This window comes from Streptomyces sp. NPDC018026 (assembly GCF_044327745.1).
Lineage (GTDB): Bacteria > Actinomycetota > Actinomycetes > Streptomycetales > Streptomycetaceae > Streptomyces > Streptomyces rubrogriseus.
This window is the reverse complement of the sequence record NZ_JBIRFY010000007.1, coordinates 88,881-108,167: the sequence shown is the minus strand read 5'-3', so window position 1 is coordinate 108,167 and position 19,287 is coordinate 88,881. Positions and strand designations below refer to the sequence as shown.

General features: G+C 74.7%; 15 protein-coding genes and 1 pseudogene. 14 read left to right on the top strand and 2 right to left on the bottom strand.

Annotated features, from left to right (window positions below):
• Positions 1-131 precede the first annotated feature (131 nt).
• Entirely contained in the window at positions 132-1,340 is a 1,209-nt protein-coding gene (metK, locus tag ACH4D3_RS22495; RefSeq protein WP_398324592.1) for a methionine adenosyltransferase, read from the top strand.
• 125 nt (positions 1,341-1,465) lie between these two features.
• Positions 1,466-3,616, top strand: a complete 2,151-nt coding sequence (locus ACH4D3_RS22490; RefSeq protein WP_398324589.1) for a primosomal protein N' — start codon at positions 1,466-1,468, stop codon at positions 3,614-3,616.
• A 94-nt stretch (positions 3,617-3,710) separates the two neighbouring features.
• Here the strand turns inward: ACH4D3_RS22490 and ACH4D3_RS22485 are convergent, their stop codons facing one another.
• Complete coding sequence (locus tag ACH4D3_RS22485) at positions 3,711-4,262, bottom strand: hypothetical protein (RefSeq protein ID WP_398324586.1); 552 nt, start codon at positions 4,260-4,262, stop codon at positions 3,711-3,713.
• Positions 4,263-4,574: 312 nt separating this feature from the next.
• Between ACH4D3_RS22485 and fmt the strand changes: the two genes are divergently transcribed.
• Together fmt and ACH4D3_RS22475 are read left to right on the top strand one after the other, a co-directional pair.
• Complete coding sequence (gene fmt, locus ACH4D3_RS22480; RefSeq protein ID WP_398324583.1) at positions 4,575-5,507, top strand: methionyl-tRNA formyltransferase; 933 nt, start codon at positions 4,575-4,577, stop codon at positions 5,505-5,507.
• 88 nt (positions 5,508-5,595) lie between these two features.
• Positions 5,596-7,023, top strand: coding sequence for an RsmB/NOP family class I SAM-dependent RNA methyltransferase (locus ACH4D3_RS22475; RefSeq protein WP_398324580.1), 1,428 nt, complete (start codon positions 5,596-5,598; stop codon positions 7,021-7,023).
• A gap of 22 nt (positions 7,024-7,045) precedes the next feature.
• Here the strand turns inward: ACH4D3_RS22475 and ACH4D3_RS22470 are convergent, their stop codons facing one another.
• Positions 7,046-7,342, bottom strand: coding sequence for a trypco2 family protein (locus tag ACH4D3_RS22470; protein WP_398324577.1), 297 nt, complete (start codon positions 7,340-7,342; stop codon positions 7,046-7,048).
• 75 nt (positions 7,343-7,417) lie between these two features.
• Between ACH4D3_RS22470 and ACH4D3_RS22465 the strand changes: the two genes are divergently transcribed.
• From ACH4D3_RS22465 to ACH4D3_RS22420, 10 genes and pseudogenes are all read left to right on the top strand, one after another.
• Positions 7,418-9,148: a trypsin-like serine peptidase gene (locus tag ACH4D3_RS22465; RefSeq protein WP_398324574.1), complete on the top strand. Its 1,731-nt coding sequence runs from the start codon at positions 7,418-7,420 to the stop codon at positions 9,146-9,148.
• A pseudogene (locus ACH4D3_RS22460) lies at positions 9,138-10,040 on the top strand (serine/threonine protein kinase); the annotation flags it as partial. The gene ACH4D3_RS22465 and the pseudogene ACH4D3_RS22460, both read left to right, overlap by 11 nt.
• Before the next feature lie 187 nt (positions 10,041-10,227).
• Positions 10,228-11,556 (top strand): tetratricopeptide repeat protein, encoded by a 1,329-nt coding sequence (locus ACH4D3_RS22455; protein ID WP_398324571.1) that lies wholly within the window; start codon positions 10,228-10,230, stop codon positions 11,554-11,556.
• Between the two features lie 82 nt (positions 11,557-11,638).
• On the top strand, positions 11,639-13,066 hold the full coding sequence (locus ACH4D3_RS22450) for a VWA domain-containing protein (RefSeq protein WP_398324568.1): 1,428 nt from the start codon (positions 11,639-11,641) through the stop codon (positions 13,064-13,066).
• 62 nt (positions 13,067-13,128) lie between these two features.
• A complete protein-coding gene (locus ACH4D3_RS22445; RefSeq protein ID WP_398324565.1) occupies positions 13,129-14,067 on the top strand; it encodes a hypothetical protein in 939 nt (312 codons plus the stop codon).
• A complete protein-coding gene (locus tag ACH4D3_RS22440; protein ID WP_398324562.1) occupies positions 14,064-15,269 on the top strand; it encodes an ABC transporter substrate-binding protein in 1,206 nt (401 codons plus the stop codon). Before ACH4D3_RS22445 ends, ACH4D3_RS22440 begins: the two co-directional genes overlap by 4 nt.
• 183 nt (positions 15,270-15,452) lie before the next feature.
• Positions 15,453-16,139 carry a ribulose-phosphate 3-epimerase gene (gene rpe / locus ACH4D3_RS22435; protein WP_398324559.1) on the top strand — a complete coding sequence of 229 codons (687 nt, stop codon included), beginning with the start codon at positions 15,453-15,455 and terminating at the stop codon, positions 16,137-16,139.
• Between the two features lie 77 nt (positions 16,140-16,216).
• On the top strand, positions 16,217-17,260 hold the full coding sequence (locus ACH4D3_RS22430) for a sugar-binding transcriptional regulator (RefSeq protein WP_087810377.1): 1,044 nt from the start codon (positions 16,217-16,219) through the stop codon (positions 17,258-17,260).
• A gap of 39 nt (positions 17,261-17,299) precedes the next feature.
• On the top strand, positions 17,300-17,653 hold the full coding sequence (locus ACH4D3_RS22425; RefSeq protein WP_398324556.1) for a barstar family protein: 354 nt from the start codon (positions 17,300-17,302) through the stop codon (positions 17,651-17,653).
• Positions 17,654-17,761: 108 nt separating this feature from the next.
• Entirely contained in the window at positions 17,762-19,204 is a 1,443-nt protein-coding gene (locus tag ACH4D3_RS22420) for a GuaB1 family IMP dehydrogenase-related protein (protein ID WP_398325300.1), read from the top strand.
• Positions 19,205-19,287 lie beyond the last annotated feature (83 nt).

Sequence of the window (19,287 nt, the reverse complement as noted above, 5' to 3'; positions counted from 1 at the left end):
TCCCGAGAGCTGAGACAGGTGGGCCCGCGGCAGAGTGCGACCGATAAACTGTTCTCGGACGTCGCCGGGTGCAGCTCCCCGTGCCGTCCACAAATGATCAGCCAGCAGCCGCTGCAACCCCAGGGAGCGTTGTGTCCCGTCGCCTGTTCACCTCGGAGTCCGTGACCGAAGGTCACCCCGACAAGATCGCTGACCAGATCAGCGACACGATTCTCGATGCGCTACTGCGCGAGGACCCGACCTCCCGGGTCGCCGTCGAAACCCTGATCACCACCGGTCTGGTGCACGTGGCCGGCGAGGTCACCACCAAGGCCTACGCGGACATCGCCAACCTGGTCCGCGGCAAGATCCTGGAGATCGGCTACGACTCCTCCAAGAAGGGCTTCGACGGCGCTTCCTGCGGCGTCTCGGTCTCCATCGGCGCCCAGTCCCCGGACATCGCACAGGGCGTCGACACGGCGTACGAGAACCGGGTCGAAGGCGACGAGGACGAGCTGGACCGCCAGGGCGCGGGCGACCAGGGCCTGATGTTCGGCTACGCGTCCGACGAGACGCCGACGCTGATGCCGCTGCCGGTCTTCCTGGCGCACCGCCTGTCCAAGCGCCTGTCCGACGTCCGCAAGAACGGCACCATCCCGTACCTGCGCCCGGACGGCAAGACCCAGGTCACCATCGAGTACGACGGCGACAAGGCCGTCCGCCTGGACACGGTCGTCGTCTCCTCCCAGCACGCGAGCGACATCGACCTGGAGTCGCTGCTGGCCCCGGACATCAAGGAGTTCGTCGTCGAGCCGGAGCTGAAGGCGCTCCTCGAGGACGGCATCAAGATCGACACGGAGAACTACCGCCTCCTGGTCAACCCGACCGGCCGCTTCGAGATCGGCGGCCCGATGGGCGACGCCGGTCTGACCGGCCGCAAGATCATCATCGACACCTACGGCGGCATGGCCCGGCACGGCGGCGGCGCCTTCTCCGGCAAGGACCCGTCGAAGGTGGACCGCTCCGCGGCGTACGCGATGCGCTGGGTCGCCAAGAACGTCGTGGCCGCGGGTCTCGCCGCGCGCTGCGAGGTCCAGGTCGCCTACGCCATCGGCAAGGCCGAGCCCGTGGGTCTGTTCGTGGAGACCTTCGGCACCGCCAAGGTCGACACCGAGAAGATCGAGAAGGCGATCGACGAGGTCTTCGACCTGCGCCCGGCCGCCATCATCCGCGATCTCGACCTGCTCCGCCCGATCTATGCCCAGACCGCGGCGTACGGTCACTTCGGCCGTGAGCTGCCCGACTTCACGTGGGAGCGCACCGACCGCGTGGACGCGCTGCGCGAGGCCGCGGGCCTCTGAGGATCCGGGGCGCACCGCGCCCCACGGCATGTGACGAGGCCCGGCGCTCCCCGAGGGGGGCGCCGGGCCTCGCCACTTGTTCCGACCCCGGCGGTGTTGTCAGTGGCCTTTGCGAGAATGCAGGCGTGAGCAGCGAGAACGGACCCGAGCAGGGCGGCGCGCAGGACGCGCCGCCCGAGCAGCTCGCGCTCATCCGGGAGACGGTGCGCAGGACGGCGGCCCCGAGGGCCAAGCCGCGCACCTGGCGCGGGGCCGCGCTGGCCAAGGAGCTGCCGGTCGCCAGGGTCCTCGTCGACAAGGGCATGCTGCACCTCGACCGGTACTTCGACTACGCCGTCCCCGAGGAGCTGGACGCCGAGGCCCAGCCGGGGGTCCGGGTGCGGGTGCGCTTCGGCGCCGGACGCCACCGGGTGCGGGACGGGCGGCGCGAGGGCGGCGGGCTCATCGACGGCTACCTGGTCGAGCGGCTGGCGGAGTCCGACTACGCGGGGCCGCTGGCCGCGCTGGCCCAGGTCGTCTCGCCCGAGCGGATCCTCGACGATGAGCTGCTCGGCCTGGTCCGGGCGGTCGCGGACCGGTACGCGGGCAGCGTCGCCGACGTCCTCCAGCTCGCCGTACCACCGCGCAACGCGCGCGCCGAGAAGCGGGCCTCGCCCGAGCCACTGCCCGCACCGCCGGTCCCCGAGCCGGGGTCGTGGGCGCGGTACGAGCAGGGGGCCGCGTTCGTGGCCGCCCTCGCCTCCGGCGGCGCGCCCCGGGCGGTGTGGAACGCGCTGCCCGGCCCGCAGTGGACGGACGAGCTGGCGCGGGCCGTGGCGGCCACGCTGGCCTCCGGCCGGGGCGCCCTGGTGGTCCTGCCGGACGGGCGGGCGGTCGCCCGCGCCGACGCCGCGCTCACCGCGCTCCTGGGCGAGGGACGGCACGCGGTGCTCACCGCCGACGCCGGTCCCGAGAAGCGGTACGCGCAGTGGCTCGCGGTGCGCCGAGGGGCCGTACGGGCCGTGATCGGGACCAGGGCCGCCATGTTCGCGCCGGTCCGGGACCTCGGTCTGGTCGCCCTGTGGGACGACGGCGACGACAGCCACAGCGAGCCGCACGCCCCGCAGCCGCACGCGCGGGAGGTGCTGCTGCTGCGCGCCGCCCAGGACCGGTGCGCCTTCCTGCTGGGCGGCTGGAGCTGCACCGTGGAGGCGGCCCAGCTGGTGGAGACCGGCTGGGCCCGGCCGCTGATCGCCGCGCGGGAGCAGGTACGGGCGGCCGTGCCGCTGGTGCGGACCGTGGGGGACCAGGACCTGGCCCGGGACGAGGCCGCCCGCGCCGCGCGGCTGCCCACCCTCGCCTGGCAGGCCGTCCGGGACGGGCTGCGGCACGGCCCAGTACTCGTGCAGGTGCCCCGGCGGGGTTACGTACCGCGGATGGCCTGCGCGGCGTGCCGGACGCCCGCGCGGTGCCGGCACTGTTCGGGCCCCCTGGAGGGGCAGGAGTCCGGATGCGCCCTGCGGTGCGGCTGGTGCGGGCGCGAGGAGAACGCCTGGCACTGCCCGGAGTGCGGGGCGTTCCGGCTGCGGGCGCAGATCGTCGGCGCCCGGCGGACCGCGGAGGAGCTGGGGCGGGCCTTCCCCGCCGTGCCCGTGCGCACCTCCGGGCGGGAGCACGTGCTGGACACCGTGTCCGACACCCCGGCGCTGGTGGTGAGCACCCCGGGGGCCGAACCCGTCGCGGAGGGCGGCTATGCGGCCGCGCTGCTGCTCGACGGCTGGGCGATGCTCGGCCGCCCCGATCTGCGTGCCGGAGAGGACGCGCTGCGGCGCTGGCTGGCCGCCGCCGCCCTGGTACGCCCGCAGAGCGCCGGGGGCACCGTCGTCGCGGTCGCCGAGCCGACGCTGCGGCCGGTGCAGGCGCTGGTGCGCTGGGACCCGGCCGGACACGCGCTGCGAGAGCTGGCGGAACGGGCCGAGCTGGGCTTTCCGCCGGTGTCGCGGATGGCGGCCGTGGCGGGGCCGCCGGAGGCCGTGACCGGCTTCCTCGACGCGGTCGAACTGCCCCGGGAGGCGGAGGTGCTCGGCCCGGTGCCCCTGCCGGTCACGCCGGCGGGGCGGCCGCGGCGGGTGGGGGCGCCCCCGCCCGGGGAGCACTGGGAGCGTGCGCTGGTCCGGGTCCCGCCGGGGCGCGGGGCGGCGCTGGCCGGTGCGCTGAAGGCGGCTCAGGCGGCACGGACGGCCCGGGGGAGCGACACGGCGGTGTGGGTGCGGATCGATCCGCCCGACATCGGATGAGGAGCGGAGGGAGCGGACACACCGCGGCCCCGCCGTCCCGGAGGAGTGCCGGGGAGGACGGGGCCGGTTCGACGCCTCGGTCGGCCGGTGCGGATCAGCCGTTGCGCGGGCCGGGGAAGGCGGTCGGGCGGACCTCGTCACGCAGGGACGGGCTGCCGGACGTCGGCTGGGTCGGCATGGAGCGGGCCGCCGGGACCGTGGGCACCGGGGGGAGGCCCGAGCCCACGTTGACCGGGCGCGTACCCGTCGGCTCCTGGGTGTGCTCGGTGGCCTCGGCGGCGGACACCGTCTGGGCGGCGGCGCGGCGGGAGCCGTAGCGCCGGTGCACCGCCTGCTTGGTGACACCGAGGGCGGAGCCCACCGCGTCCCACGAGAAGCCGAGCGAACGGTCGAAGTCGACAGCGGCCGTGACCAGGGTCTCGACGCTGTCCCGCAGCTCCTGGGCGAGGCGGACGGTCGGGGCGGGGGCACGTCCGTAGACGACGAAGCCCGTGGAGGGGCCGGAGCGGCGCGGGCGGTAGACGTTGCCCAACTGGGCGGTGAGGGTGCGCAGTGCGTCCACCTGCCGGCGGACCCGCTCGATGTCCCGCACCAGCAAGTGCAGGCTGGCCCGAGCCTGGGCGTCGTGGGTTGCGTGGTCGGCCATGAACAAGCCTCTCGAACCGGCGTTGAAAGGAATCGGGCCGCGCGGGCGGCCCGGTGTGTCAACTCTTTCTTGACCAACGTGTGGGTGCGGGGTTGGTCACGGGGTGGGGGCGTGGGGGTTTGTTCGTGCGCCCCCTCGGCCTTCGGCCTCGGGGCGGGGTCCCCCCACCCGCGTATCACCCGTTCGCCGTCGGTCGAGAGGTGAGCGTGTGCCGTCGTGGTGCCGCGCCGTCGGCGGCTTTCCGTGACCTTGCGGGCTCGTAGACTGGTGCGTCGCCCGCAACCGCCCCTGCCCGAGAGGCCCGTCCCACCCATGAAGCTCGTCTTCGCCGGTACCCCCGAGGTCGCCGTTCCCGCCCTGGACGCCCTGATCGCCTCCGGGCGCCACGAGGTGGCCGCCGTCGTCACGCGGCCCGACGCTCCGGCCGGGCGGGGGCGCCGGCTCGTCGCCTCTCCCGTGGCCGAGCGGGCGGAGGAGGCGGGCATCGAGGTGCTCAAGCCGGCGAAGCCGCGCGACCCCGGCTTCCTGGAGCGGCTGCGCGAGATCGCGCCCGACTGCTGCCCCGTCGTCGCCTACGGCGCCCTGCTGCCCCGCGTCGCCCTGGACGTGCCCGCCCGCGGCTGGGTCAACCTGCACTTCTCGCTGCTGCCCGCCTGGCGCGGCGCCGCCCCCGTGCAGCACGCGCTGATGGCGGGCGACGAGATCACCGGCGCGTCCACCTTCCTGATCGAGGAGGGCCTGGACTCCGGCCCCGTCTACGGGACGGTCACCGAGACCGTCCGCCCCACCGACACCAGCGGCGACCTGCTGACCCGGCTGGCCTTCGCCGGTGCCGGTCTGCTCGCGGCCACCATGGACGGCATCGAGGACGGCAGCCTGGAGGCCGTACCCCAGCCCGGCGAGGGCGTCACCCTGGCCCCGAAGATCACCGTCGAGGACGCGCGGGTCGACTGGACCGCCCCGGCGCTGCGCGTGGACCGGGTGGTGCGCGGCTGCACCCCGGCCCCCGGCGCCTGGACCACCTTCCGGGGCGAGCGGCTCAAGCTCGTGCAGGCCGTTCCGCTGCCCGACCGGAGCGACCTCGCCCCGGGGCAGGTCGCCGCCGGGAAGAACAACGTGTACGTCGGCACCGGCTCGCACGCCGTCGAGCTGCTGTGGGTGCAGGCGCAGGGCAAGAAGCCGATGCGGGCCGCGGACTGGGCGCGCGGGGCGCGGATCACCGAGGGCGAGCGGGTCGGCGACTGACCGGCGCCGCAGCGCCCGCGCTTCACCGTCCACCTGCCGGGCGTACGCTGGTGAGCGCACTTCACCCCACACCCGGAGCACCTTTTTCGTGAGCGAGCAGCCCCGCCGTCCCCGCAAGCCCGGCAAGCCGTACCGCAGGCCCCAGAAGGACCCCGTCCGCATGCTCGCCTTCGAGGCGCTCAGGGCCGTGGACGAGCGGGACGCGTACGCCAACCTCGTCCTGCCGCCCCTGCTGCGCAAGGCGCGGGAGAAGGAGGGCCCCGAGAAGTTCGACGCCCGGGACGCGGCCCTCGCGACCGAGCTGGTGTACGGGACGCTGCGGCGCCAGGGGACGTACGACGCGATCATCGCGGACTGCGTGGACCGGCCGCTGCGCGAGGTCGACCCGCCGGTCCTCGATGTCCTCAGCCTGGGCGTGCACCAGCTGCTGGGGACGCGCATCCCGAGCCACGCCGCCGTCTCCGCCTCCGTGGAGCTGGCCCGGGTCGTGCTCGGGGACGGACGGGCCAAGTTCGTCAACGCCGTGCTGCGCAAGGTCGCCCGGGACGATCTGGACGGATGGCTGGAGCGGGTCGCCCCGCCCTACGACGAGGACCCCGAGGACCACCTGGCCGTCGTGCACTCGCACCCGCGCTGGGTCGTCTCCGCGCTGTGGGACTCGCTTGGCGGCGGCCGGGCGGGCATCGAGGAACTGCTGGCCGCCGACAACGAACGCCCCGAGGTCACCCTCGTCGCGCGGCCGGGCCGGGCCACCCCCGACGAACTGCTCGGCGAGGAGGCCGCCGTACCGGGACGCTGGTCGCCGTACGCCGTGCGGCTGAGCGAGGGCGGCGAACCCGGGGCCGTCGAGGCGGTGCGGGAGGGCCGTGCCGGTGTGCAGGACGAGGGCAGCCAGCTGGTCGCCCTCGCCCTGGCCAACGCGCCGCTGGACGGGCCGGACCGGCGCTGGCTGGACGGGTGCGCGGGGCCGGGCGGCAAGGCCGCGCTGCTCGGTGCCCTGGCCGCCGAGCGGGGTGCCTTCCTGCTGGCCTCCGAGAAGCAGCCGCACCGCGCCGGGCTCGTGGCCAGGGCCCTGGACGGAAATCCCGGCCCCTACCAGGTGATCGCCGCCGACGGGACCCGCCCGGCGTGGCGGCCCGGGAGCTTCGACCGCGTCCTGGTCGACGTGCCGTGCACGGGCCTGGGCGCCCTGAGACGCCGGCCCGAGGCGCGCTGGCGGCGCCGCCCCGAGGACCTGGACGGCTTCGCCCCGCTCCAGCGCGGGCTGCTGCGCAACGCCCTGGAGGCCGTACGGGTCGGCGGCGTCGTCGCCTACGCGACCTGTTCGCCGCACCTCGCCGAGACCCGCGCCGTCGTCACGGACGTCCTGAAGCAGCACCCCGGCACCGAGCTGCTCGACGCCCGGCCGCTGCTGCCCGGCGTCCCCGGCCTCGGCGAGGGACCCGACGTCCAGCTGTGGCCGCATGTGCACGGCACGGACGCCATGTACCTGGCACTCCTGCGCCGGACCTCGTGACCGGCGCCGCGGGTCGATACACCTAGCGTCTGCTCACCTTCACCCGCTCCCCGCCCGGCAGCTCCGGTTTCAGGTCCACCTGGACCTGATGGGTGGTCTGGTGGTCGACGGAGCCGCCCAGTTCGGCCGTCACCACGCCGATGCGGACGCCGCCCCGGCCGCTGCCCGCGCGGTGGACCTGCACGGTGAAGGTCAGGCTCACGTTCTCCACGGCGAAACCGAGGTCCCGGCCCTCCGCGTCGGCGCGGGCCTCCTCCAGTTCGCCGCGGATCCGGCCGATCACCTCGGCCAGTCCCACGAAACCCGGTTCGTTCGTCAATTCGCCTCCGTACAAAGCCCGTTCACCCTTGTCGCAGCAGTATGCGACAGGAGCAGACGCCCGTATAGTTCGCATATGGCTGCTGGCGGGGGAGGCCCGGCCTCGCCGATGACGACGCCGAGCTGGGCGGTGCGGATCCGGGGAGCGGACGGGGAGATCGCGGGAGCCGGCATTCTGCTGACTCCGGAGTGGGTGCTCACCTGCGCCCACGTGGTGGACCGGACGGCGGACGTGATGACCGCGGAGTTCGTCGGCGCGGTCGGCCACGGCGTGCCCGCGGTCCCCGCCAGGCCGGAGCGCGACGCCTACGTGCCGGAGACGCTGGACGCCGACGGCGACCCCAGCGGCGACGTGGCGCTGCTGCGGCTGGAGCGGCCCCGCCCCGTCGAGGAAACGGTTCGGCTGCACCGGCTGTCCGCGCCCAACCGCGAGGTGCGGATGTACGGCTTCCCGTACGAGCACAACGGCGGCATCTGGTTCCGCGCCACCGCCGTCGGGGTCTGCGGACGCGACGGACAGGTCCAGCTGATCCCGGCCAGCCCCGGTGAGCTGGCCAGCCCGGGGTGCAGCGGTGCGGGCGTCGCCGACAGCGACACCGGCGAGGTCATCGGCATGGTGCTCAGCGGCCAGGAGGACCGGCACGGCAACCGGTTCTCCTTCATGAGTCCCGTCGAGACCATCGTGCGCCACCTGCCCCGGCTCGACCCCGTCACCACGGGGCCCAGCGCGGTCGACCCCCAACTGCGGTCCACCGCCGACGACATACTGCCGGAGCTGCTCGACCGGCCGTTCGCCCAGCGCCTCGCCGCCTGGCTGCGCGACGACGGCAGCCAGGTGAAGATCAGCGTCGTCCGGCACGGCGACACGGCGCGCGAGGCCACCCTGCGCCGGGCCATCACCCTCGCCGACCGCGAGTTGCGCACCCCGGTCTCCGTCGACCGGGCCTCCCTCGACCCGCCGGGCACCGTTCCGTCGGCCGGCGGTCACGACCTCGCCGTCCACGCGCAGGGGCGGACCTCGGCCGGTATCGCCGAGCGGATCGCCGAACGCCTGGGGCTGCCGCACCCGGAGGAGGCCCCGCTGGATCGCATCCGCGCCGCGAGGGCCAACCTCAACCTGGTCGTCGTCGGAGTCGACGAGGCGGTCGATCCGCTCGGCGTGCTGGACCTGCTGGACGTGCTGCGTGCCGACGGCAGCCGTCTGCTGCTCGTCCTGCGCACGGCCGGGGACTGCCACCGCCGTGCGCGCGAGCAGCTGCTCACCGGGCCCGCGCGGGGACGGCGTGCCCGGCTCGTCGAGCGGCTGACGGAGATCACCGGTCCGCTCGCCGAGGACCTGCGCGAACGCCTCGCCGCCGTGCTGCCCCAGGGCATGCGCCCCCTCGACTCCGACCTGGTGGCCGCACACGCCGCCCTCGCCGACCTGCTCCGCGCGGCGGGCGCGGCGGACCACGACGGGGAGGGGCATGGGGAAGCGGCCCCCGGACCCGGTCCGGACCTCGCGCGGTACGAGCGGCTGGCCGACCGGGTCGAGGGCCGGCTGACGGCGGGTGCCGCGGCACTGGACCGGCTCCGCGACCGGCGCGACGAACTCGCCGGGCGCCTGCGGAGCTACCAGGTCCTGCACCAGCACTCCCTGCGGGGCGAGGAGGACCCGGCGGTGGACGGCCTCTACCTCCGGGCCCACACGCTGCTCCGGGCAAGGCCCTGCGACGTACGCGCGGCGGAAGCGGCGGTGGACGCCTACACCCGGCGCGTCGACGGCCACGACGCCCACGACGGCCACGACGGAGGGGATGCGGCATGACACCGAGAACGCCCCGGCACGATTCGAGGCCGCACGGGGAGCCCCCGGCATGAGCGGAAGAGCCTGCGCCAGAGGCGACTGCGAGGGCGGCCACATCATGGTCACCGGGTTCTGCGACACCTGCTTGCGCCGGCCCCCCGCACCCGAGCCCGCCGCCGTGCGGCCCGACACCGGCCCGGCCGGGCCCGGCGCACCGGCCCGGCCCGCGCAGAGCCCAGGGGCCCCGGCCGTCGGAGAGCTGGACCGCGACGGGCTGCTGGTCCTGCCCCACCTCCCCTCCCCGGAGCCCTCCGAGGCCGCCGACATCGTCGCCCGACCCCCCACCGGCGGGCGGCGCTGCGGCGTCGACAACTGCGCCGGCACCATCGGTGTCTCCTACGACGGCGGCCCCGCGCCCGACCACGGGTTCTGCCCCGAGTGCGGAACGGAGTACTCGTTCCGGCCGAAGCTGCACCCCGGGGACCGGGTCGCCGGGCACTACACGGTGCTCGGCTACCTCGCCGTCGGCGGCCACGGCTGGGTCCACCTCGCCGAGGACACCCGGGTGCCCGGCCTGCACGTCGTCCTCAAGGGCCTGATCAACACCGGCGACGCCGTGGCCCGCCGGGCGGCCGTCGAGGAGCGCCGCTCGCTCACCACGCTGCACCACCGTGACATCGTCCGCATCGTCACCCACGTCCAGCACCAGGTCCCCGGCGACGCCGAACCGACCGGCTACATCGTCATGGAGTACGTCGGCGGCCGGTCCCTGTCCTGGATCCGCTTCGCCCCCGAGGAGGAGCTGGCGCGGCTGTTCGGCACCGGCGGCTTCGCGTTCGGGCACGTCATCACGTACGGCTGCAAGATCCTCGGAGCCCTGGAGTACCTGCACGACCGGGGCCTGCTCTACTGCGACATGAAGCCCGAGAACGTCATCCACTACGGCCGGGAGATCAAGGTCATCGACCTGGGCGCCCATCCGCCGGATCGACGACCGCTCCTCCGGGCTCGTCCACGGCTACGCCCCGCCGAAGCGCGAACGCGACCGGCGCGGACTCGACGTCGACAGCGACCTGTACACCGTCGGCCGGACCCTCAAGGTGCTCGCCGAACGCGCCACCCGCCCCGCCGGGCTGGCCGCCCGCTCCTTCGAGGCGCTGATCCGCCGCGCCACCCACCCCGAGCCCGCCGCCCGGTTCCGCTCCGCGGCCGAGATGTCCCGCCAGTTGTGGGAGGTGCTGCGCGAGGACCAGGCCCTGGGCGGTCACGACCCGTATCCCGAACGCTCCACCCGCTTCGAGCCGACCGCGGCGGTCTTCGGCGCCGCCCTCGGCACCGTCCCGGCGCTCCAGTGGTGGACGCGACGCCCCGGAACCGGGACCCCGGAGCTGCCGGCCGGCGCCCCCGAACCCCGGGCGGCGGCCCGGGCCCTGCCGGTCCCGCTCCCCGACGCCTCGGACCCGGCGGCCGTACTGCTCGGCGGGCTCGCCGCGGACACCCCCGACCGCATCGCCGAACGGGCGGAGGGCGACCCGGCGCTGCGGACCGTGGAGACGGCGCTGTGGCTGTGCCGCGCCTATCTGGAGGCCGGGGACGCCGCACGGGCCGAGGAGTGGGTGGCACGCGCCAAGGGGTGGAGCGGCGACTACGACTGGCGGATCTTCTGGCACCGGGGGCTGGTCCACCTCACCCGGGGCGCGGTGGACAAGGCGGAGGACGAGTTCGCCGCCACCTACGCGGCCCTGCCCGGCGAGGCGGCGCCCAAGCTGGCGCTCGGCTTCTGCGCCGAGTACCTCGCGGAGCAGCCCCGCGAGTCCGCCGAGGGCGCAGCCGGACCGGCCGACGCGCAGGCGGCCGCACGGACGCGGGCCCGTCGGGCGCAGGCCGAGGAGTTCTACGAGGCCGTCCTGCGCCGCGACCCCACCCAGGGCAGCGCCGCCTTCGGACTGGCCCGGGTCCGGCTGCGCCGCGCCGGACGCCGCCCGGCCGTCGACGTCCTGGACGGCGTTCCGACCACCTCCCGGCACTACGACGCCGCCCGCGTCGCGGCGGTGCGGATCCTGACCGGCAGACTGCCGGACCGGCCCGCCCCGCTCGCCGCCGAACTGCGCGAGGCCGCCGAACGGCTGGCGGGGCTGCACCTGGACGGCAGCGGGTCCCGGGACCGGCTGGTGACCGAACTGCGCGAGCGCGCGCTCGCCTGCCGCCCGCCCGGCGGCTGGGGGAGCGGCTTCCCCGCGGGCGAGCTGTGCGGCCCGCAGGACACCGAGGAGGCGCTGCGCCGGCTGCTGTCCGGGTCGCTCAGGCGCCTCGCCGACCAGGCGGGCAGCGTCGGCGAGCGCGGCGACCTGCTGGACACGGCGTACGCGGTGCTCCCGGCACCGGCCGGGCTGCGCGAGCTGGTGCGGGGATGGCGGCGTACGGCGTGAGCGCGTGAGCACGTGAGCGCGTGAGCGCGTGAGCGCGTGACGGTGCGAGGCAGCGACGACGTGGGCGAGGGGGCACGGACACGTGGAGACAGGAACGCCCCGGACGGGCGAGGCCGCCGGGCAGGTGGCCGCCGGACTGGAGATCAGCCAGTGGAAGTACCTGCCCGGCGGGGCGGACGACCCGCGGATGCACGCCATCCTCAGCGTGCGCGTGGACGGCACCGGGGGCGACGGCCACCCCGGCGGCGGTCCGGTGCTCGCGCAGGTGCTGGTCATGGACTGCTCCAGCTCGATGACCTGGCCGGTGGAGAAGCTGCACGCGGCGCAGCAGGCGGCCGTGGCGGCGATCCGCAAGCTGCCCGACGGCACCCCGTTCGCGGTGGTCCGGGGCAACGAGCAGGCGGCCGTGGTGTACCCGGACACCCCGCGCATGGCCCGCGCCTCCGCCCGCACCCGGGCGCGGGCGGAACGCGCCGTGCGCGAGACGGCCGCGGGCGGCGGCACCTGCATCGGCGCCTGGCTGGACCTGAGCCGCCGGCTGCTGACGGAGCAGGACGCGCCCATCGGGCACGTCCTGCTGCTCACCGACGGCAAGAACCAGCACGACGAGCAGATGCCGCTCGCCCGGGTGCTGGAGGAGTGCGCGGGCCGGTTCGTCTGCGACGCCTGGGGGATTGGTGACGGCTGGGACGGCCGGGAACTGCTGCGGATCACCAGCCGGCTGCACGGCAGCGCCTCCTCCGTGCGCGAGGAAGCGGCCCTGCCCGGTGAGTACGAGCAGCTGATGAACCGCCTGCTCACCAAGACCGTCCCCGAACTGGTCGTCTCCGTGACCGTCATGCCCGGATGCACCGTGCGCTACCTCAAACAGGTCTTCCCCACCGAGGCGGAGCTGACCGCCGAGGACGGCACCGGCCGGTTCGTCACCCGGGCCTGGGGCGACGAGACGCGCCGCTACCAGCTGTGCCTGGCCGCCGACCCGACCGGCCGCCCGCGTGGGGAGGACCTCCAGCTCGCCGTGGTCGCCGTCGAAGTACCGGGCGTACCAGGCGTCGGCGAGGTCCGGCTGCCGCCGCCGCGGCCCTGCCTGGTGCACTGGACCGACGACCCGGCCCTGTCCCGGCACACCGACGCCCAGGTCGAGCACTTCGAGCAGCACCAGCGACTCGGCGAGGCCGTCGCCGCCGCCACCGACGCCCACCGCCGGGGACAGCGCGACCTGGCCGAACAGCAGCTCGGCCGGGCCGTGCGGCTCGCCCACGCCATGGGCGCCGACGAGCAGCTGACCCGGCTGGCCCGGCTGGTGCGGATCGAGGACGCGCCGTCCGGCCGGGTCGCGCTGCGCCCCGAGGTCACGGCCGTCGACTTCCAGCACCTGATCACCGCGAGCAGCCACAGCACCTACGGCCCCGCATCCGGCACCGGCACCGGCACCGGCATCGGGACCGGCTCCGGTGCGGCAGGCGGCGCGCCGGGCGGCGGGGCCGCCGTGCCCTGCCCGGCCTGCTAGCGGAAGGCTCCGGCGGCCGCCCGGTTCTGCCCCGCCTGCGGCCACCGCTTCGAGGCGCGGCCGTGAGCACCACCGGCCGGGACCTCGTCCGCAGACTCAGGCTGCTGCTGGTGCTGGCGACCGCGACCACCCTCGCGCTGTTCTTCGCCTACCGCGGCGTGCACGACGACACCGTTCCCCTGTCCACCGCGAGCACGCCCGGCATCCGCGCCGTCGACACCGCGCGGAGCGCGCTGCGCCAGGCGAACGCCGTGGTCCGCGAGACCGGCGCCGAGGGCGACACCAGCGGCGAGTTCCTCACCCAGGTCTCGGTCGCCCAGCAGAGCCTCGCCCTGGCCGCCTCGGAGAACGTCACCGGGCTGGCGGGCCGCCACGACGTCCAGACCGTCACCGGTCTGATCGCCGTCTACTCGGGCTGGGTGGAGCGCCGGGGCCGCGAACCGGACGGCTCACCGCTGCGCGCCGCCTTCCTCCACTACGCCGAGAAGGTCCTCGGCCTGGAGGCCGAGGCCGGAACCGAGGGCGACATCATGAGCCGCCTGGACGCCCTGCGCGGCGAACAACTGGCCGAGGCCCGGCGGCAGGCCGCCTTCCCCTGGCAGCTGTGGCTCGGCTGGTGCACGGTCGCGGTGCTGTACGCGGCCCTGTGCGGGGCGCTGCTGGAGAGCCAGCGGTTCCTGCGGCGCCGCTTCCGGCGGCCCGTGCAACTGCGGTTGCTGGCCGCCACCGCGGTGTGTGCCGTCGGCGTGCCCGTACTGGCCTGGCAGACCGTCTCGGCACACCGTGCGATGACCGACTCCGTCGCCGGGGTACGGGTGCCGCCGGCCGCCCCGGAGGCCATCCCCGAGGTGGCCGACGAGGTGCAGGGCGCGCTCGCGGACGCCGGGTTCTGGGCCTCGCTGTCCGACTGGATACTGCTGGGAGGGGCCGTGGTGGTGGCGCTGACGCTGTGGGGACTGTGGCCGCGGATCGCCGAGTACCGGTTCCGGGGGCAGCGATGAGCCGCCCGGGCGCCCGCACCCTCGGCATCCTCTGCGTCTGCCTGGTCCTGCTCGGCGCCGGGGTGTACGCCGGGGTGCGCTGGGCGCGCGACTGGCAGGGCTCGGTCACCCTGCTCGCCAACTGGAGCGGCACGGAGCGCGAGCAGTTCGAGGAGCGCGTCGTCGAGCCGTTCGAGGAGAAGTACCGGATCGACGTCGTCTACCAGGGCAGCTCCGCGCTCAGCCAGGTGCTGGCCGCCGACATGGCGGCCGGCAACCCGCCCGACGTGGCGGTGCTGCCCGGCCCCGGCGAACTGCTCGCCTACGCCGTCGACGGCCGGCTCCACCCGCTGGACGGCCTCTTCGACGCCGGGGACTACGACCGGTTCTGGGCCCCCGAGGTCACCCTGCCGGGGCAGGGCGCGCACACGTACTGGCTGCCCGTGAAGACCGGCCTCAAGAGCATGGTGTGGTACGCCGGACCGGCACCGACGGCCGGGACGGCCGGCCCTCCCGCACGGTGGTGCGCCGGCCTGGAATCCGGCGCGACCTCCGGCTGGCCGGGCACCGACTGGGTGGAGGACATCCTGCTCCAGCAGGCCGGCCCACGGGTGTACGAGGAGTGGGCCAACGGCAGGCTGCCGTGGACCGACGACGCCGTGCGCAGGGCCTGGACGACCTGGGCCGACCTGGTGGGCGCGGGCGACCGTGCCCGGGTCGAGCAGGTGCTGACCACCGCCTTCGACGCCGACTGCGCGCCGGGCCGCCTGGAGCACCAGGGTTCCTTCCGCGCCGGGTACTGGCGGCAGGAGGGCGGCGACCACGTCCACTCCTCCGAGGTCGTGCCCGGCGCCGGAGCGGACGCCGGCGCCTGGGAGGTCTCCGGCGACCTCGCGGCCGTACTGAACCCGACCCCGGAGGCCGAGCGGCTGATCCGCTACCTCGCCGACCCGGACACCGCGCTGCCGGAGTACACGGCGAACAGGTCGGCCGCGGCCGACGAGGACCAGGACGCCACCGAGCGGGAGATCGGGGCCATCCTGCGCGAACCCGGCCGCACCCGCTGCTGGGACGCCTCCGACGCGATGCCCCGAACCACCCGCGACGCCTTCCACCAGGCGGTCCTGCGCACCTTCGCCGACCCGACGACCCTGGACACCCGCCTCAAAGAACTGGACCGCCTACGCAAACCCCAGAACCTCCCGGTCTGCGGCGCTGCCTGAACCAGGGGGGTCTGGCCACCCAGGCCCAGGGGACGCGCCCCAAAGGGGCGCGGGGCTGTGACACTGTGCGGCTCCGCCGCGGGGGCGCGAGCAACCACCACCGGGCCCGCGGCCGACGACGAACCCCCGCCCACCCCGGACCCATCCCCGCCCACCCCCGGAGGGCATGGCAGGCTTGGCCCCATGGCCGCGCAGATCAACCCCAGCATCCTGTCCGCCGACTTCGCCCGCCTCGCGGACGAGGCCAAGGCGGTCGAGGGAGCCGACTGGCTCCACGTCGACGTCATGGACAACCACTTCGTCCCGAACCTCACGCTCGGCGTGCCGGTGGTCGAGTCCCTGGCCCGCGCGACCGACACCCCGCTCGACTGCCACCTGATGATCGAGGCCCCCGACCGCTGGGCGCCGCAGTACGTGGAGGCGGGCGCCGGTTCCGTCACCTTCCACGCCGAGGCGGCCGCCGCGCCGGTACGGCTGGCCCGCGAGATCCGGGCCAAGGGCGCCCGCGCGTCCATGGCGCTCAAGCCCGCGACGCCGATCGAGCCGTACGAGGACCTGCTCCCCGAGCTCGACATGCTGCTGATCATGACGGTTGAACCCGGCTTCGGTGGGCAGGCGTTCCTCGACATCATGCTTCCCAAGATCCGCCGTACCCGTGAGCTGATCAGGAAGCACGGTCTGGAGCTGTGGCTCCAGGTCGACGGCGGTGTCTCGGCGGCCACGATCGAGCGGTGCGCCGACGCCGGCGCCGACGTCTTCGTCGCGGGGTCCGCCGTGTACGGGGCATCCGACCCGGCCGAGGCGGTACGTGCACTGCGCACGCAGGCAGCTGCGGCGACCGCCAAGGCATCCTGGTCCTGCGACCACTGAGGAACAGAAAGTGAACGGCTCCCACCAGGGCTGATCAAGTGCGCCGAATCTGCAAGGATGAACGGCGTATCCAGAGTGTGAACAGCAGTGAGGAGATCGCCGTGTCGGGTATGTCGGCGGGCCGTTCAGCCATGCGGATGGGACCCGCTGAGCTGGTCCAGGCGGCGGCCATGGCCCGCCGCTTCTACCTCGAGGGCAAGTCCAAGATCCAGATCGCGGAGGAGTTCGGCGTCAGCCGCTTCAAGGTGGCCCGGGTTCTCGAGACCGCCCTCGAGCGGGACCTTGTACGCATCGAGATCCGGGTGCCGGCCGAGCTGGACGCCGAGCGCTCGGACGCCCTGCGGGCCCGCTACGGGCTCCGGCACGCCGTCGTGGTGGAGTCCCCGGCCGACGCCGAGGAGACACCCGACCCGGAGAACCTGGGGGAGGTGGCCGCCGACCTGCTCGGCGAGCTGGTCAACGAGGGCGACGTGCTGGGCCTGGCCTGGGGCCGGTCCACCATCCACATGGCGGCGGCGCTCGACCGGCTGCCGCCGTGCACCGTGGTGCAGCTGACGGGCGTGTACGACGCCGGGACGGCCGAGCGCGGCTCGGTGGAGGCCGTGCGCCGCGCCGCCCAGGTGTCGGGAGGCGACGCGCACCCCATCTACGCGCCGATGCTGCTGCCGGACGCGGCGACCGCGCAGGCGCTGCGGCACCAGACCGGGATCGCCCGGGCCTTCGAGTACTTCGACAAGGTCACGGTCGCCTGCGTCTCCATCGGCTCCTGGGAGCCCGGCATCTCGACGGTGCACGACATGCTCAGCGACGAGGAGCGCGCGCACTACGCCTCGCTCGGGGTCGCCGCCGAGATGTCCGCGCACCTCTTCGACGCCGAGGGCCGCCGGGTCGGGCGGGACCTGGGGGAGCGGTGCATCACGGTCAAGGCCGACCAGCTCCGGCGTATCCCCGAGGTCGTCGCGATCGCGGGCGGGCAGCGCAAGGCGGCGGCCATCGACGCGGTGCTGCGCTCCGGTCTCGTCACCAGCCTGGTCACGGACACCTCGGCCGCGGACTACCTGATGACGGCGGGCTCGGCGCCGAAGTCGACGCTCAACCGGACCGACCCCGACGGGATCTGACGGCGGATCAGCAGGGAACCACGGGAAGAAGGGCGCGACATGACCGAGGACTCCGCGGGACGGCTCGTGGTCACGCTGGACCTCGGCGGGGTCACGGACAAGGCAGGCCTGATGGACCGCTGCGTCCGCGACCTGGCGCTGCCCGACTGGTTCGGCCGGAACTGGGACGCGCTCGCGGACTCCCTCGCCGACCCCTCCGTGTGGCCCGAGGGTGCCGCCGACCGGGGCCTGGTCCTCGTCGTGGAGGGCTGGCGGGCGTACGCCGAGGCGCGGCCGGACGAGTGGGCCGTCGCCGAGGAGGTCTTCGCCGAGGCCACCGACCGCGGCCCGGGGCTGTTCGTCACCCTCGGCCCTGGAGGATCCTCCAGGGAGGCCGCTGACCAGCCTGGATGATCTGCCCGGGGATGATCGGCCACCGGTCGTGGGACAATGAAGTACGTGCTCTTTCCCCCTGGCTGACCTGTCCGGGGGCCACCTCTGATCGACTGGGATGTGCAGCACGTGCGTTTCCTCAATGACATCCAGCCCTCGTACGACCTGACGTACGACGACGTGTTCATGGTGCCGAGCCGCTCCGCCGTCGGCTCCCGGCAGGGCGTGGACCTCGGCTCCCCGGACGGCACGGGCACCACGATCCCGCTGGTCGTCGCCAACATGACCGCCATCGCGGGCCGCCGGATGGCCGAGACGGTGGCCCGGCGCGGCGGCCTCGTGGTCATCCCGCAGGACATCCCGATCGAGGTCGTCACCGACGTCGTCTCCTGGGTGAAGAGCCGCCACCACGTCCTGGACACCCCGATCGTGCTGGCCCCGCACCAGACCGTCGCCGACGCGCTGGCCCTGCTGCCCAAGCGCGCGCACAACGCGGGCGTCGTCGTGGACGAGGACCACAAGCCGGTCGGCGTGGTCACCGACACCGACCTGAACGGCGTGGACCGCTTCACCCAGCTCGAGGAGGTCATGTCCAAGGACCTGATCCTCATCGACGCGGACCTGGACCCGCGCGAGGCCTTCAACACCCTCGACGCCGCCAACCGCCGCTACGCGCCCGCCGTGGACAAGGACGGCCGCCTCGCCGGCATCCTCACCCGCAAGGGCGCCCTGCGCGCCACCCTGTACACCCCGGCCGTCGACGGCGAGGGCAGGCTGCGCATCGCCGCCGCCGTCGGGATCAACGGCGACGTCGCGGGCAAGGCCGAGCAGCTGCTCGACGCGGGCGTGGACACCCTCGTCATCGACACCGCGCACGGTCACCAGGAGTCGATGATCAGCGCCGTCAAGGTGGTGCGCGACCTCGACCCGCGGGTCCCGATCGTCGCGGGCAACATCGTCTCCGCCCAGGGCGTGCGCGACCTGATCGAGGCGGGCGCCGACATCGTCAAGGTCGGCGTGGGCCCCGGTGCCATGTGCACCACCCGGATGATGACCGGCGTGGGCCGGCCGCAGTTCTCCGCCGTCCTGGAGTGCGCCGCCGAGGCCAGGAAGTACGGCAAGCACGTGTGGGCCGACGGCGGCGTCCGCCACCCGCGCGACGTGGCGATGGCCCTCGCGGCCGGTGCGTCCAACGTGATGGTCGGCTCCTGGTTCGCGGGCACCTACGAGTCCCCGGGCGACCTCCAGCACGACGCCAACGGCCGCGCCTACAAGGAGTCCTTCGGCATGGCCTCCGCGCGCGCGGTGCGCAACCGCACCTCGGAGGAGTCGGCGTACGACCGGGCCCGCAAGGCGCTGTTCGAGGAGGGCATCTCCACCTCGCGGATGTTCCTCGACCCGGCCCGGCCGGGCGTCGAGGACCTGATCGACGCGATCATCGCGGGCGTCCGCTCGTCCTGCACCTACGCCGGTGCCGGGTCCCTGGAGGAGTTCGCCGAGAAGGCCATCGTCGGCATCCAGAGCGCCGCCGGTTACGCCGAGGGCAAGCCGCTGCACGCCAGCTGGAGCTGACCGGCCCCGAAGCCCGGCGCGTCGGGGGGGGGGGGGGGTGGGTGCAAGCCCCCCGCAACCCACGGGGGGAGCAGGGGACAACC